Origin of the sequence: Bradyrhizobium huanghuaihaiense, assembly GCF_025200885.1 — a bacterium.
Taxonomy (GTDB): domain Bacteria; phylum Pseudomonadota; class Alphaproteobacteria; order Rhizobiales; family Xanthobacteraceae; genus Bradyrhizobium; species Bradyrhizobium huanghuaihaiense.
This window is the reverse complement of sequence record NZ_CP104172.1, coordinates 4,989,083-5,003,894: the sequence shown is the minus strand read 5'-3', so window position 1 is coordinate 5,003,894 and position 14,812 is coordinate 4,989,083. Positions and strand designations below refer to the sequence as shown.

Below are 14,812 nucleotides of genomic sequence, written 5' to 3'. Positions count from 1 at the left end.
CGCTGCGCACTTTTCCGGATCATGCGCTATGCGCGAACCCTGACATAGCTGCCGGGCGCGTCCTCGATCGGGGGCAGCGCCTCGCTGCCGACCACGCGCGCCGGGACTTCCTCGGGATCGAGGCTGCCGAGCCATTCGCGCCAGTCCGGCCACCACGAGCCCTTGTGCTCGACCGCGCCCTTCATCCAGTCCGCGACCGTGACGTCCTTGATGTTGTCGTTGGTCCAGTACTGGTACTTGTTCGAGGCCGGCGGATTGACCACGCCCGCGATGTGGCCCGAGCCGGACAGCACATACTTCACTGGCCCGCCGAAGAATTGCGAGCCGTACAGCACCGACTCGGCCGGAGCGATATGATCCTCGCGGGTGGCGAGGTTGTAGACGGGCACCTTGACCTTGGAGAGATCGAGCAGGGTGTTGTCGAGCACCATCGTGCCGGTCGAGAGCCGGTTCTCCAGATAGCAGTTGCGCAGGTAGTAGGAATGGTTCGCCTGCGTCATCCGCGTCGCATCGGAATTCCAGTGCAACAGGTCGAACGCGCTCGGCTGCTGGCCCTTCAGATAGTTGCTGACGACATAGGACCAGATCAGGTCGTTGGAGCGCAGCATGTTGAAGGCCATCGCCATCTTCGAGCCTTCGAGCACGCCGGCCGCCTTCATGTCGTGCTCGAGCGCGGCGATCTGCTCCTCGTCGACGAAGACAAGGAGATCGCCCGCATGGGTGAAGTCGACCTGCGCCGCGAAGAACGTCGCCGAGCTCACGCGCTGGCGGCGCTTCTCGGCAAGCCAGGCCAGCGTGGTCGCGAGCATGGTGCCGCCGACGCAATAGCCGGCGGTGTGGACCTTCATCTCGCCGGTGACCTTCTCGATCACGTCCATCGCCGTGAGCGGGCCTTCCTTCATGTAGTCTTCCCAGCTCTTTTTGCCGAGCCGCTTGTCGGGATTGACCCATGAGATCACGAACACGGTGATGCCCTGGTCGACGCACCACTTGATGTAGGATTTCTCCGGCTTGAGATCGAGGATGTAGAACTTGTTGATCCAGGGCGGCACGATCAGGAGCGGGGTGCGCAGCACCGTCTCCGTGGTCGGCGAGTACTGGATCAGCTGCATCATCTCGTTCTGGTAGATCACCTTGCCCGGCGTCGTCGCCATGTTGACGCCGACGACGAGATTGTCCGGATTGGACTGGCGGATCTTCAGCATGCCCTTGCCGGCCGAGATGTCCTCGGCCAGCATCTTCAGGCCGCGCGCCAGGTTGCCGCCGCTGCTTGCCATCGTCTCGCGCAGCACTTCCGGATTGGTCAGCACGAAGTTCGAGGGCGAGATCGCGTTGGCGACCTGCTGGACGTAGAACTCCGCCTTGCGGCGGGTGTGCGCATCGAGGCCGTCGGCGTCGCGCACCAGCTCCTGCGCCCATTTCGTCGTGAGCAGGTAGAGCTGCATCACGAAATCGAAGAACTGGTTCGACTTCCATTCCGGATCGGCGAAGCGCTTGTCGCGCGGCGAGGGCGCGATCGCCGGCTCGGCGTTCTGGCCGGCCATGCGGCGCGCTGCCGAGCCCCAGAGGTCGAGATAGTCCTTGGCGAGCTTGGTCTGCAGATCGGACGAGCGCGAGGAGTCCGACAGCCAGTATTCGGCGACCGCGGTGAAGGTCTTGACCATCTCGGTGAGCTCGGGCGGCGGGCGGTCCTGCACCTCGCCGCTCTCGCGCGGCTTGAGGTAGGCGGCCAGCGCCTTGCCACCGCTTTCCATCGCCTGCGCGACGTTCATCGCGAAGGCTTCCGCATCGAACTTCGTCTCGGACTGGTTTGCCCCGGAGCTGGGCTTGTCGGTCGTGGCGGTACTCATGGCCAGAACAGTAACGATTCATTCCGTATTCGTCACCGCGAAGCTCGCAGGTTTGGCGTTAAACACGCGCGAAGATGTGCTGCACTGCGACAAGTTTTCCTGGTTCCGTCATAATCAGGCCGCACCGCTCGGCTTGGTAGTGCCGGGCTGTTTTCTCGCTCGCACCATTTGGGCAGCAATGGTTTGAGCTTGGGCGCGGTGTCGGGTAGGCTTATCCGGGGCCGTGCTTTGGGACGAGTAGGGGATTCCCAAGTGTTGGCGTTAAGGGACCTGCAAAAGACGCTGCCGATCCGCGGCGCGCTGCTGATGGTGGCGCTCGCCCTGGGCGGCTGCTCTAGTCAGCTCGCCGATCTCACGCCTGCGGATGCGCAGGCACATCCAAAGGAGCCCGGCAGCTATTTGCCGGTGCACGATCTGCCGCCCGACCGCGATCAGGCGATCATCCCGCCGGATCAGCGCGCCAAGATCGAGGCGGAGCTTGCCGCGGCGCGCGATCGTCAGGCCGTTGCCGCAAAAGATGCCAAATGAGGCAGTGCAAGGTAATCGCTGGCGCCCCCGCCTTGCCGTGCTAAAAGACCTGAGTTCAGCCGAGAGTCAGGGCGAACGACTTCAGCTTCCGCCGTCGAAAATTGCTCTAAGTATCTGATTTTGAGCCATTTAACGGCCGGGCCGGGCGCTTTTGCGATCGGCGCTCGTGGCCAGTCGATTCTGTCCTGACCGGTTGCCCGGAGCCCAGAGAGCCATGGAAGAATTTTACCGCATCCGCCGCCTTCCGCCTTACGTGTTCGAGCAGGTCAACCGGGCCAAGGCGGCCGCGCGGAATGCCGGCGCCGACATCATCGACCTCGGCATGGGCAATCCGGATCTGCCGGCGCCGCCGCATGTGCTGGAGAAGCTCAAGGAGACGCTCGGCAAGCCGCGCACCGACCGCTATTCGGCCTCCCGCGGCATCCCCGGCCTGCGCAGGGCCCAGGCCGCCTATTACGCCCGCCGCTTCGGCGTGAAGCTCAATCCCGACACCCAGGTGGTGGCGACGCTCGGCTCCAAGGAGGGCTTTGCCAACGTGGCGCAGGCGATCACCGCGCCCGGCGACGTCATCCTCTGTCCGAACCCGAGCTACCCGATTCACGCCTTCGGCTTTTTGATGGCGGGCGGCGTGATCCGCTCGGTGCCCTCGGAGCCGACGCCGCAATTCTTCGAGGCGGTTGAGCGGGCGATCGTGCATTCGATCCCGAAGCCGCTGGCGCTGGTGGTCTGCTATCCCTCCAACCCGACCGCCTATGTCGCGAGCCTCGACTTCTACAAGGACCTCGTCGCCTTCGCGAAGAAGCACGAGATCCTGATCCTGTCCGATCTCGCCTATGCCGAGGTCTATTTCGACGAGAACAACCCGCCGCCCTCGGTGCTCCAGGTGCCGGGCGCGATGGACGTCACCGTCGAGTTCACCTCGATGTCGAAGACCTACTCGATGGCCGGCTGGCGCATGGGCTTTGCGGTCGGCAATGAGCGCGTGATCGCAGCGCTTGCCCGCGTCAAATCCTATCTCGACTACGGCGCCTTCACGCCGGTGCAGGTCGCCGCGACCGCGGCATTGAACGGCCCCGACGATTGCATCAAGGAGATGCGCGACACCTATCGCAAGCGCCGCGACGCGCTGGTGGAATCGTTCGGCCGCGCCGGCTGGGAAATTCCGCCGCCGGAGGCCTCGATGTTTGCCTGGGTGCCGCTGCCGGAAGCCTTCCGCAGCGTCGGCAGCATGCAGTTCGCGACCCTGATGGTGGAGAAATCCGGCGTCGCGGTGTCGCCCGGCGTCGGCTTCGGCGAGCACGGCGAAGGATATGTCCGCATCGCCATGGTGGAAAACGAGCAACGGATCAGGCAGGCCGCGCGCGGCGTGCGCCGCTTCCTTGAAAGCGGCATCGAAACGTTGCACAACGTCGTTCCGCTCGCCAACCGGCGCTAATTCTCTTCGACAGGTTTTCTGAAAGCATCATGGTCGCACCCCTGAAAGTGGGCATAGCGGGGCTCGGCACCGTGGGTGCCGAAGTCGTCCGTTTGATTGAAACGCAAGCGCGCGTGCTCGCGGGGCGCAGCGGCCGCGGTATTCGCGTCGTCGCAGTCACGGCGCGCTCGAAGGCCAAGAAGCGCAGCATCGACCTGCGTGGCGTCGAATGGGCCAAGGATCCGCTTGCGCTCGCCACCCATCCCGAGGTCGACTGCTTCGTCGAGCTGATGGGCGGCGCCGGAGATCCTGCGCTCTCCGCAGTCGAGGCGGCGCTCAATGCCGGCAAGTCCGTCGTCACCGCCAACAAGGCGCTGCTCGCCAAGCACGGCATCAAGCTGGCGAAGTCCGCCGAAAAGCACGGCGGCGCGCTGAATTTCGAGGCAGCCGTCGGCGCCGCGATTCCCGTCATCAAAACGTTACGCGAGGGTCTTGCCGGAACCGGCATCAACCGCGTCTACGGCATCCTCAACGGCACCTGCAATTACATCCTGACCCGGATGGAGCAGGATGGCCTCTCCTTTGCCGAGTGTCTGAAGGATGCACAGCGGCTCGGCTATGCCGAGGCCAATCCGTCCTTCGACGTCGACGGCCACGACACTGCGCAAAAACTCTCGATCCTCGCCAGCCTCGCGTTCGGCACGAAAGTTGCTCAAAGCGCGGTGTATGTCGAAGGTATCTCCTCCATCGCGCCGGAAGACCTGCGCGCCGCCGACGATCTCGGTTACCGGCTCAAGCTGCTCGGCGTTGCCGTTCGCACCGCCAAGGGCATCGAGCAGCGCGTGCATCCGACCATGGTTCCCAAATCCTCCTCGATCGCGCAGGTGATGGGTGTCACCAATGCGGTCACGATCGATGGCGAGGGCATTCCGCCGATCACGCTGGTCGGCCCCGGCGCCGGTGGTGCTGCGACGGCATCGGCCGTCGTCGCCGACATCGCCGATGTTGCGCGCGGCATCCGCGCCAATCCGTTCGGCCGGCCGATCGCGCATCTGCGCGACACCAAGAAGGCGCCGATGGAGCGGCATGAAGGCGGCTACTACATCCGCCTGCTGGCGCGCGATTTCCCGGGCACCGCGGCTGCGATCGCGACCCGGCTTGCAGAACAGAAGATTTCGATCGAGTCGATCGTGCAGCGCCATCCCAATGGCGGCGCTGCGTCCGCTGACGGCAAGGCGGTCCCCGTGCCCGTCATCCTGATCACCTATGCAACGCATGAGGATGCCGTGCGCCGCGCGCTCGCCGCCGTGCAGAAGGACAAGGTCATCAGCGGACGGCCGCAGGTCATAAGGATCGAGAAGAACTGACACGGTTCGAACGAACTGTTGGTGTTACGAGTTGATACGGACGGAGATTTCCGTCCCAAACGTCTTCGAAGGAGTTAGCCGATGTCGACCCATATTGAAGTCCCCCCGCACGCCTTGCTCGAGCGCATTCTCACGCTGGAGATCGTGCGGGTGACGGAGCGGGCGGCGGTGTCGTCGGCGCGACTGCGCGGGCACGGTAACGAGAAGGCGGCCGACCAGGCCGCGGTCGACGCCATGCGGCGCGAGCTGAACAAGCTGCCGATCCAGGGCACCATCGTGATCGGCGAAGGTGAGCGCGACGAGGCGCCGATGCTCTATATCGGCGAGCAGGTCGGCCTCAAGGCCGGCCCGCAAGTCGACATCGCGGTCGACCCGCTCGAAGGCACCACGCTGTGCGCCAAGAACATGCCGGGCTCGATCGCCACCATGGCGATGGCCGACGGCGGCACGCTGCTGCACGCGCCCGACGTCTACATGGAGAAGCTCGCGATCGGTCCCGGTTACGACAAGGGTGTTGTCGAGATTGATGCCTCGCCCGCCGACAACGTCCGCCGCCTCGCCAAGGCCAAGGGTGTCAAGCCTGATGGCATCACCGTTCTCGTGCTCGACCGTCCGCGCCATGCCGGCATCATCGAGAGCGTGCGCTCGACCGGGGCTGCCGTGCGCCTCATCACCGACGGCGACGTCGCCGGCGTGATCCACTGCGCCGACCCCGACAACACCGGCGTCGACATGTATCTCGGCACCGGCGGTGCGCCGGAAGGCGTGCTCGCTGCCGTGGCGCTGCGCTGCATCGGCGGCCAGATGCAGTGCCGCCTGATCCTCGATTCCGAGGAGAAGCGCGAGCGTGCCGCCAAGATGGGCGTCAACGATCCCAAGATGATCTACGGCATCGAGGACATGGCGCGCGGCGACTGCCTGTTCGCCGCCACCGGCGTCACCACGGGCTCGCTGCTCTCGGGCGTCAAGTTCCGCAAGGACGGCGTGATCGAGACCGAGACGGTGGTGATGCGCTCCGTCACCGGCACCGTGCGCTACATCAAGGCCGAGCACCGCGAGCTCGCGAAGTTCCACCTGGACTAAGCAATGCAATAACAACAGCCGTCATTCCGGGGCGACGCGTAGCGTCGAGCCCGGAATCCATAACCACCAGCCGGGGTTATGGATTCCGGGCATATGCCTCACGGCGCATCCCGGAATGACGAGCGTGGAGGAAGCGCACATGTCCGACCTTTCCGCCGTCAAAGCCCTCGTCTTCGACGTGTTCGGCACGGTCGTGGACTGGCGCACCAGCCTGATCACCGACTTCATGTGGTGGGCGAAGGGCCGCGGCATCAGCGCCGACTGGACCGCTCTGGTCGACGGCTGGCGCGGCATGTATGTCGCGTCGATGGACGACGTGCGCAAACATCCCGAGCGCGGCTATGTCATGCTCGACGATCTGCACCGCCGCTCGCTGGAAAAGCTGGTCGAGAAGTTCGAGATCAGGGGCCTCACCGAGGCCGACCTCGATCACCTCACCAAGGGCTGGCACCGCCTCAATCCGTGGCCCGACAGCGTCGCCGGCCTGACCCGGTTGAAGACGAAATTCGTGATCTCGCCGCTGTCGAACGGCAACGTCGCGCTCCTCACCAATATGGCGAAGTTCGCAGGGCTTCCTTGGGATCTCATCATGTCGGCCGAGCTGTTCGAGCACTACAAGCCCGATCCCGAAACCTATCTCGGCGCCGCACGGCTGCTCAGCCTCGAGCCCGAAGAAGTGATGATGGTCGCCGCCCACAACGGCGATCTCGCCGCTGCGCAGAAGTACGGTCTGAAGACAGCGTTCGTGGCGCGTCCGACGGAGTACGGTCCGCTGCAGAAGGTCGATTTCGAGGCGACCGGCAACTGGGACATCGTCGCGAAGGACTTTGGCGGGATCGCCGACAGGCTGGGGTGCTAGGCGCGGTCCGGGCGTCTTGAAGAAGGTGACCGAATGAGCCGACCCGCCGCGATCACCGCCGCCGATGCGATCAGCACCTATATCCTGGCGAAGGATGGCAACCTTCCGCAGTTGATGACGCGCGCTTTCGCTGACGATTGCGAGCTCGAAATGATCGTCAAGACCGACGCCATTTCGTTTCCAGGCGCGGCGAAGGGACTCGAGCAGGTGACCCAGGTGCTGGTTACTGGCTTCGGCGAGCAGTACGAAAATGTGCGCACATTTTGCCTGTCACGTCCCGGCGCGGACCATCTGCCGCACGTCCGTTGCGACTGGCTGGTCGGAATGTCGGCGAGGCAGGGCGGTGCCGTTCGCGTTGGTTGCGGACATTATGACTGGCATTTCGGGGCCGGCGATGGCCGCGTGGCAAAGCTGGTGATCGAGATCGAGGCCATGGTCCTGCTTCTCGCCGAGACCTCCGAGCCGGTCATGCGCTGGCTGGCGGCGTTACCATATCCATGGTGCGCGGGCGTCCAGGCCAGTGCGGCTGTTCCGGATATCGACGCGTTGCAGCCGATCGCGCGCTTCCTCGGCAGCCGGAACTGACCGCGCGACCAATCCTCTCAGAACGACGAGTGACGAACACTCACCTCCGGCCGGAGGCGAGGGCGCGTCGTGCTGCCGGCGGAAATTGCACCGAGATCAATGTTCTTATTGTACCGATATCCGGATCGGATCATATTCCGGGCAATGAGCAAATTGCACCGGGTCGCCGGTGCCAGCGGAGTGACGACGTTGCCACTGAGTTATCTCGATCTGTTTCTGGCATTCCTCGGATTGACGTTTGGACTGCCCTCTGTGCTGCCCGGTCTGTTTTTCCGAAACAAGGACGGTCGGCCCCCGAGGTCGCAAGCGGAGTGACGGCGTTGTCCGGACGCGTCTGATGCACTTGGACGCGACGGACTTGGACGCGACGGACTTGGACGAGACGGACTTGGAGGTGCGCAGATGGCACTGACGGTCACCACTGTCCTCATCGCCTTTGCCGGGCTGTTCCTGATCTGCTTCATGAAGGGCGCATTCGGCGGCGGGTTCTCGATCGTCGGCATTCCGCTGCTGTCGTTCGTGATGGACCCGGTCACGGCCGGCGGCACCGCGCTGAAGCTGTTGTGGGACGGTGTGTCCGGCTATCTCGCCTGATCCTCGGGTGCACAGAACGTCGCAATGGCAAGGTCGATCCGCCGCTCCAGCACGCGGCGGTTGAGCTTGAACCCCGTGTCGGTCAGCAGCCTGAAATGATCGTGACCGAACACCATGCCGAACAGCATTTCGGCGATGAGGCGCAGCGGCACGCTCTCGAAGCGGCGTTCCAGGCGAATCGTCTTGAGCAACTCGACGATATGCTCCGTGCCGCTCTCCATGATGACCTCGGCGAACATGCGCCCCAGCTCCGGCGAGGCCTGACGTTCGCCGATGATCAGGCGCTGCAGCGCGATCTCGCCCGGCGATAGCGCCACGTCCGCTGCCTCCCGGAGCATGTTTCGGAGCCGGGTCACCGGCGATCCTTCCGCAGGAGTGTCGGCGTAATCGGCTTCGGGCAGGCTGCGGAGCAGCATGGCGCGGAACAGCTCGGTCTTGCTCGCGAACAATTTGTAGAGCGTCTTCTTCGACATGCCGGCGGCGCCGGCGATGTCGTCCATCGTCGTCGCGGCAAAGCCCTTGCTGGTGAAGGTGTCCTTCGCCGCCGCCAGCAAATGCAACAGGCGCGCATCGGGCGCGGGAAGGGCGACGTCCCGTTCGGGGGGCGGACTGCCGCCGGCTTGTCGGCGGCTGACGGATTTCCTCGCCATGCAAAACCTGTCGTTCAGTTGGGGGCAGTTCACGACTGCTTGAGCGGACGCATCGGGGCAGCCTAGCACTTGACTTCAGAGAAGGAAACTCCCAAGTTTCCTGATGGAAACTACAGAGTTTCCAAATGTGTCAATGTAAATGGCCTCTCCTAGAGGCCCTCAACCTCACCCCAAACCTTATCCCATGGATCGACATCATGCGTCCCCCGATCGCTCGCGCCGTTCCGTTACTCGCTCTGCTGTCGCTCGCAGCCTGCGGCGAGCAGAGCCAGCAAGCGGGACCACGGCAGATGGTGCCGGAGGTCGGCGTTTTGACCTTGAAACCGCAGGAGGCGAAGATCTCGACGGTCCTGCCGGGGCGGGTCGTCGCCTACCAGGTCTCCGAGGTCCGGCCGCAGGTCACCGGCATCCTGCTCAAGCGCGATTTCGTGGAGGGCGCCGAGGTGAAGGAAGGCGATCTGCTCTATGAGATCGACCCCGTTCAGTACAAGGCCGCGCTGGCGAGCTCCGAGGCCGCGGTACAGCGGGCCGAGGCGACGCTGGTCAGCGTCAAGCTGAAGGCTGCGCGCAAGACCCAGCTTCTGCAGACCAATGCGGCGAGCCAGCAGGACGTCGACGATGCCGTTGCCGCCTACAAGCAGGGCGAGGCCGACCTGAAGGCGGCCGAAGCCAACCGCGAGACCGCCGCGATCTCGCTCGACCGCACCAAGGTCACCGCCTCGATCTCGGGCCGGATCGGCAAATCGTCGATCACGCCCGGCGCGCTGGTCACCGCAAGCCAGGCGACCGCCATGACGACGGTCCAGCAGCTCGACCCTGTCTACGTCGACCTCGACCAGTCGACCTCGGAGATGGAGCGGCTGCGCAACCAGATCGCGAGCGGAACGCTCAAGCGCCCGGCCGACGGCGTGCAGGTCGAATTGCTGATGGAGAGCGGCAAGACCTACGGCCACAAGGGCAAATACGGCTTCACCGATGCGAGCGTCAATGAGAGCACCGGCTCGGTCTCCTCGCGCGCGATCTTCGCCAACCCGGAGCGGGCGCTGCTGCCGGGCATGTATGTGCGCGCGCGCGTCGTCGCCGGCGTCGATCCGAACGCGATCCTGGTGCCGCAGCGGGCGGTGTCGCGCAATCCGCTGGGGCAGGCGGTGGCGATGTTCGTCGACAAGGACGGCAAGATCGAGCAGCGCACGCTGGATCTCGGCGAGGACGTCGACGGCAACTGGCTGGTGCGGTCGGGCGCCAGGGCGGGCGACCGCCTCGTCGTCGACGGAACGCAGAAGGCGCGTCCCGGCGCACCCGTGAAGACGGTCGAGGTCACGGTCGATCCGGCAACGGGCCTCACCGTGAATCCGACGCGGCAGGCCGATGCGCGGCCCGCACCCGCCACAACCGAGCAGTAATCGTCATGTCGCATTTCTTCATCAAGCGGCCGATCTTCGCCTGGGTCATCGCCATCCTGATCATGCTGGGCGGCGTTCTCGCGATCATGCGGCTGCCGATCGCGCAATATCCGCAGATCGCGCCGACCGTGGTCACGATCACGGCGACCTATCCCGGCGCCAATGCGGAGACGGCCGAGAACTCGGTGACCAAGGTCATCGAGCAGAACATGACGGGCCTCGACTATCTCCAATACATGTCGTCGTCGAGCACCTCGACCGGCGTCGTGCAGATCTCGCTGACTTTCACCAACGAGGCCGATGCCGACATCGCCCAGGTGCAGGTGCAGAACAAGCTCCAGCTCGCAACCCCCTTGCTGCCGCAGGTCGTGCAGCAGCAGGGCATCAAGGTGGTGAAGTCGTCGGCGAGCTTTTTGATGGTGCTCGGCTTCGTCTCCGAGGACGGAAGGCTCGCCGCCAGCGACATCGCCGATTATGTGGCGTCGTCGGTCAATGATCCCATCAGCCGCGTCGCCGGCGTCGGCCAGGTCACGCTGTTCGGTGCCGAATACGCCATGCGCATCTGGCTCGATCCCGACAAGCTGACCAAGTACAATCTGATGCCGGGCGACGTGATCGCGGCGATCCAGACCCAGAACACACAGGTCACGGCCGGCCAGCTCGGCGGACTGCCGTCGGTCGGCGGCCAGCAGCTCAATGCTACCATCACCTCGCAGAGCCGCCTGCAGACGGTCGAGCAGTTCAAGGACATCATCCTGCGCACCGCGACATCGGGCCAGACGGTCCGCATCGGCGACGTCGCGCGTGTCGAGCTCGGCTCGAAGTCCTACGATTCCGCCGCGCGCTACAACGGCAAGCCGGCCGCCGGCGTGGGCATCAGCCTTGCGACCGGCGCCAATGCGGTCGCGACCTCGGAAGCGGTGAAGGCGCGCGTGGCCCAGCTCGGTGCCACCATGCCGGAGGGGCTCCGCGTCGTCTATCCCTACGACACCACGCCCTTCGTCAAGCTGTCGATCGAGAAGGTGATCCACACGCTGTTCGAGGCGATCGCGCTCGTCTTCGTCGTGATGTTCGTGTTCCTGCAGAGCTGGCGCGCCACCATCATTCCGACCATCGCGGTGCCGGTGGTGCTGCTGGGAACGTTCGGCGTGCTCTCGCTCGCGGGCTATTCCATCAACACGCTGACGATGTTCGCGATGGTGCTGGCGATCGGCCTTCTGGTCGACGATGCCATCGTCGTGGTCGAGAACGTCGAGCGCGTCATGGTCGAGGAGCATCTCTCCCCGCGCGAGGCGACCGAGAAATCCATGCGCGAGATCACCGGCGCGCTGGTCGGTATCGGCGTCGTGCTGTCGGCGGTGTTCATCCCGATGGCGTTCTTCAACGGCTCGGTCGGCATCATCTACCGGCAGTTCGCGCTGACCATCGTCACGGCGATGCTGCTCTCGGTGCTGGTGGCGCTGGTACTGACGCCGGCCTTGTGCGCGACCATCCTGAAGCCGCCGAAGCATCACGGCACGCAAGCCGGCTTCTTCGGCCTGTTCAACCGCGGTTTTGACCGCATGGCGGACGGCTATCAGCGCACCGCAGGCGCCGCGATCAGGCGCATCGCCGGCGTGATCATCGCCTTCGTCGCGATCGTCGCCGCCATGGTCGTCCTGTTCCAGCGGCTGCCGAGCTCGTTCCTGCCCGAGGAGGATCAGGGCACGATCATGACCCTGATCCAGCTTCCGGTCGGCGCGACCTCGGCGCGCACGCTCGACGTGATCAAGCAGGTCGAGCATCAGTACCTCGACAACGAGAAGGATGCGGTGGAGGGCGTGTTTGCGGTCAGCGGTTTCAGCTTTGCCGGGCAGGGGCAGAATGTCGGCCTCGCCTTCGTCAGCCTGAAGCCTTTCGACGAGCGCAAGAGTCCTGCGACCTCGGCGCAGGCCGTGGTTGGCCGCGCCATGGGCGCGTTCATGAAGATTCGCGACGCCATGGTGTTCGCGGTGCTGCCGCCCTCGATCCCCGGCTTCGGCAATGCCGGCGGCTTCGACCTCTACCTCCAGGACACCGGCGGCAATGGTCACGAGGCGCTGATCCAGGCGCGCAACCAACTGCTCGGCCAGCTCGCGGCGGACCCGCGCGTGGCGCAGGCGCGGCCGAACGGCCAGGACGATACGCCGCAATTCAACCTCGACGTCGACCAGGCCAAGGCCACCGCACTCGGCGTGAGCCTGAGCGACCTCAACACCACGCTGTCGGCGGCGTGGGGCGGCGCCTATGTCAACGACTTCATCGACCGCGGCCGCGTCAAGCAGGTCTATGTGCAGAGCGACGCGCCGTTCCGCATGGACACCAGCGACATCGGCCGCTGGTACGTCCGCAATGCCTCAGGCTCCATGGTGCCGTTCTCGGCGCTCGCCACCGATCGCTGGAGCTTCGGCTCGCCGCGCCTCGAGCGCTACAACGGCGTTGCCGCCGTCGAGCTGCAGGGACAGGCGGGGCTGGGAATCAGCTCGGGCATCGCCATGCAGGCGGTGGAGGAACAGATCGCCAGGCTGCCGAAGGGCTACGGCCATGAATGGACCGGCCTGTCGTTCCAGGAGCGGCTGACCGGCAGCCAGACGCTGTATCTCTATTCGATCTCGCTGCTGATCGTCTTCCTCAGCCTCGCCGCGCTCTACGAGAGCTGGTCGGTTCCGTTCGCGGTGATGTTGACGGTGCCGATCGGCGTGCTCGGCGCGCTGGTGGGGGCGACGCTGTTTGGCCAAGCCAACGACGTCTATTTCCAGGTCGGCCTTTTGACCACGATCGGTCTCGCCTCGAAGAACGCGATCCTGATCGTCGAATTCGCGCTGGAGCAGATCGCCGCCGGCCGCAGCCTGGTCGAGGCGACGCTGCACGCCGCGCGCCAGCGCCTGCGCCCGATCCTGATGACCTCGCTCGCCTTCATCCTCGGCGTGCTGCCGCTGGCGGTGGCGACGGGCGCGGGCTCGGCCAGCCAGAACGCGGTCGGCATCGGCGTTGCTGGCGGCATGATCGCGGCAACCGTGCTCGGCATCTTCTTCGTGCCGGCGCTGTTCGTGCTGGTCCGCAAGATATTTCCGGGCAAGCGGACCCATGCCACCGCAAATCCCGTCGCCGCTGCGGAGCCCGCGGAATAGATCAGAGGCCCGGGTGACACGCGTCGCCGGGCCTGCCGATGTCAGCTCTTGGAGACCGCGCCCACGGCCTTGCGGATCACGTCCAGGACCACATCCGGCTTCGACAGCATGGGGACGTGGGAAGACGCGACTTCGGTCACCATGGCGTTCATGCGCTTCGAGACGGAGCGCTGCAGGTCCGGGTGAACGGTCTGGTCCTGGGTCGCAAGCACATACCAGCTCGGCTTGGATCTCCACGCCGTGCCACCGATCTTCTGGTTGAAGAGGTCTGCCACCGGCGCTCCTTGAGTCGCATAGACCAGCTTCTGCTCGGCCTCGGGCAGATCTCCCGCGAAATATTTGAGGCCGCTTGGCTTGAGCCAGATGCGCCCCTGCGGCGCATCGAGATGGCTGAACACCTCCGTCGTCGGAAACTTGGCAAGCTGGCTCTGGGAGGTTTCGTCGGCATCGGGCGCGAGCGCGGCGATGTAGACCAGCGCGGCGACCCGCGGATCGGTTCCGGCGTGCGTGATCAGCGTGCCGCCGTAGGAGTGGCCGACGAGGACCACGGGCCCCGGAACGCGGCCAAGACATGCCGTCACCGCGGCAACGTCGGTTGCGAGTGAATCGAGGCCGTGCTGGCTCGCCATGACCTCATGGCCTTCGGCCTGCAACGTCGGAATCAGCTTGCCGAAGCACGATCCGTCAGCCCAGAGGCCGTGTGCGAAAACGATGCCGGGTTTGGTCATGATGGTCTCCATTGGCTGCTTGAGGGCGAGCGCATTGCTCGTGGAACGTGAAGCAGGAGAGCTTTACGTCTAACGCGCCATCAATTCAGCCGACAGAGGACGGCAAGGATAATCGGGCGAATGCGAAATTGCACATCGAGCCCGTTTGGCGGCCCTGCAGCTGGCGCTACTTCGAGATCGGCGTCGTGAGCTCGGTGTCTGCCGTGTCCACCACGAACACTGCCAGCAGCTTCGCAGGCTCGGTGTCGCTGGCGTTGGAGCTGACGGCGTGGCGATCGCCGGGCTTCTCGAAAAAGTTCTCGCCCTTCTGATAGACTTTTGCGGGCTCGTCATTGACCTGGCTTCGGATCGCTCCCTCCAGCACCGTCGCATAGATGAACGCGGAACGCGCGTGGATGTGGGCCGGTGAGAAGCCTCCGGGACCATATTCGACCAGCACGCCCTTCATGCTCTTGCCCGGAACATTCGGCAGAGCATGGTCGAACACCACGCTCACCTTGGCCGATTTCGCTGCCGGCTGCGCCTCGGCGGCCTGTGCCGGCAGGAAGACGACGGCGCACGCGGCCGTCGCGATCAACAGTCTGCGCATGGGATGTCCTTCG

The 14,812-nt window shown here is 64.9% G+C and carries 13 protein-coding genes and 1 pseudogene; 10 read left to right on the top strand and 4 right to left on the bottom strand.

Going from position 1 to position 14,812, the window contains the following annotated elements; translation table 11 throughout:
- Positions 1 to 26: 26 nt before the first annotated feature.
- Positions 27 to 1,850 (bottom strand): PHA/PHB synthase family protein, encoded by a 1,824-nt coding sequence (locus N2603_RS23985; protein WP_018641730.1) that lies wholly within the window; start codon positions 1,848 to 1,850, stop codon positions 27 to 29.
- Here N2603_RS23985 and N2603_RS23980 point away from each other — a divergent pair.
- The 8 genes and pseudogenes from N2603_RS23980 to N2603_RS23945 all read left to right on the top strand — a co-directional run.
- Positions 1,849 to 2,037 (top strand): hypothetical protein, encoded by a 189-nt coding sequence (locus tag N2603_RS23980; RefSeq protein ID WP_145831987.1) that lies wholly within the window; start codon positions 1,849 to 1,851, stop codon positions 2,035 to 2,037. The genes N2603_RS23985 and N2603_RS23980 overlap by 2 nt on opposite strands.
- Positions 2,038 to 2,102: 65 nt before the next feature.
- Positions 2,103 to 2,378 (top strand): hypothetical protein, encoded by a 276-nt coding sequence (locus tag N2603_RS23975; protein ID WP_026311798.1) that lies wholly within the window; start codon positions 2,103 to 2,105, stop codon positions 2,376 to 2,378.
- 214 nt (positions 2,379 to 2,592) lie between these two features.
- A complete protein-coding gene (locus N2603_RS23970; RefSeq protein ID WP_026311799.1) occupies positions 2,593 to 3,813 on the top strand; it encodes an LL-diaminopimelate aminotransferase in 1,221 nt (406 codons plus the stop codon).
- 29 nt (positions 3,814 to 3,842) lie between these two features.
- Positions 3,843 to 5,159 carry a homoserine dehydrogenase gene (locus N2603_RS23965; protein ID WP_260384095.1) on the top strand — a complete coding sequence of 439 codons (1,317 nt, stop codon included), beginning with the start codon at positions 3,843 to 3,845 and terminating at the stop codon, positions 5,157 to 5,159.
- An 81-nt stretch (positions 5,160 to 5,240) separates the two neighbouring features.
- On the top strand, positions 5,241 to 6,242 hold the full coding sequence (gene glpX, locus N2603_RS23960) for a class II fructose-bisphosphatase (protein ID WP_018641734.1): 1,002 nt from the start codon (positions 5,241 to 5,243) through the stop codon (positions 6,240 to 6,242).
- 139 nt (positions 6,243 to 6,381) lie between these two features.
- Positions 6,382 to 7,101 (top strand): haloacid dehalogenase type II, encoded by a 720-nt coding sequence (locus N2603_RS23955; protein ID WP_260384094.1) that lies wholly within the window; start codon positions 6,382 to 6,384, stop codon positions 7,099 to 7,101.
- Positions 7,102 to 7,134: 33 nt separating this feature from the next.
- Positions 7,135 to 7,686, top strand: a complete 552-nt coding sequence (locus N2603_RS23950) for a hypothetical protein (protein ID WP_260384093.1) — start codon at positions 7,135 to 7,137, stop codon at positions 7,684 to 7,686.
- Positions 7,687 to 8,088: 402 nt separating this feature from the next.
- Positions 8,089 to 8,232 (top strand): annotated as a pseudogene (locus N2603_RS23945) (sulfite exporter TauE/SafE family protein); the annotation flags it as partial.
- A 35-nt stretch (positions 8,233 to 8,267) separates the two neighbouring features.
- Here the strand turns inward: N2603_RS23945 and N2603_RS23940 are convergent.
- On the bottom strand, positions 8,268 to 8,930 hold the full coding sequence (locus N2603_RS23940; protein WP_260384092.1) for a TetR/AcrR family transcriptional regulator: 663 nt from the start codon (positions 8,928 to 8,930) through the stop codon (positions 8,268 to 8,270).
- 197 nt (positions 8,931 to 9,127) lie between these two features.
- Between N2603_RS23940 and N2603_RS23935 the strand changes: the two genes are divergently transcribed.
- Both N2603_RS23935 and N2603_RS23930 read left to right on the top strand, forming a co-directional pair.
- Complete coding sequence (locus tag N2603_RS23935) at positions 9,128 to 10,333, top strand: efflux RND transporter periplasmic adaptor subunit (protein ID WP_260384091.1); 1,206 nt, start codon at positions 9,128 to 9,130, stop codon at positions 10,331 to 10,333.
- 5 nt (positions 10,334 to 10,338) lie between these two features.
- Complete coding sequence (locus N2603_RS23930) at positions 10,339 to 13,482, top strand: efflux RND transporter permease subunit (protein ID WP_260384090.1); 3,144 nt, start codon at positions 10,339 to 10,341, stop codon at positions 13,480 to 13,482.
- Positions 13,483 to 13,523: 41 nt separating this feature from the next.
- Here N2603_RS23930 and N2603_RS23925 read toward each other — a convergent pair whose 3' ends face one another.
- Entirely contained in the window at positions 13,524 to 14,210 is a 687-nt protein-coding gene (locus N2603_RS23925; protein WP_260384089.1) for an alpha/beta fold hydrolase, read from the bottom strand.
- Positions 14,211 to 14,376: 166 nt separating this feature from the next.
- Complete coding sequence (locus tag N2603_RS23920) at positions 14,377 to 14,799, bottom strand: cupin domain-containing protein (RefSeq protein WP_260384088.1); 423 nt, start codon at positions 14,797 to 14,799, stop codon at positions 14,377 to 14,379.
- Positions 14,800 to 14,812 lie beyond the last annotated feature (13 nt).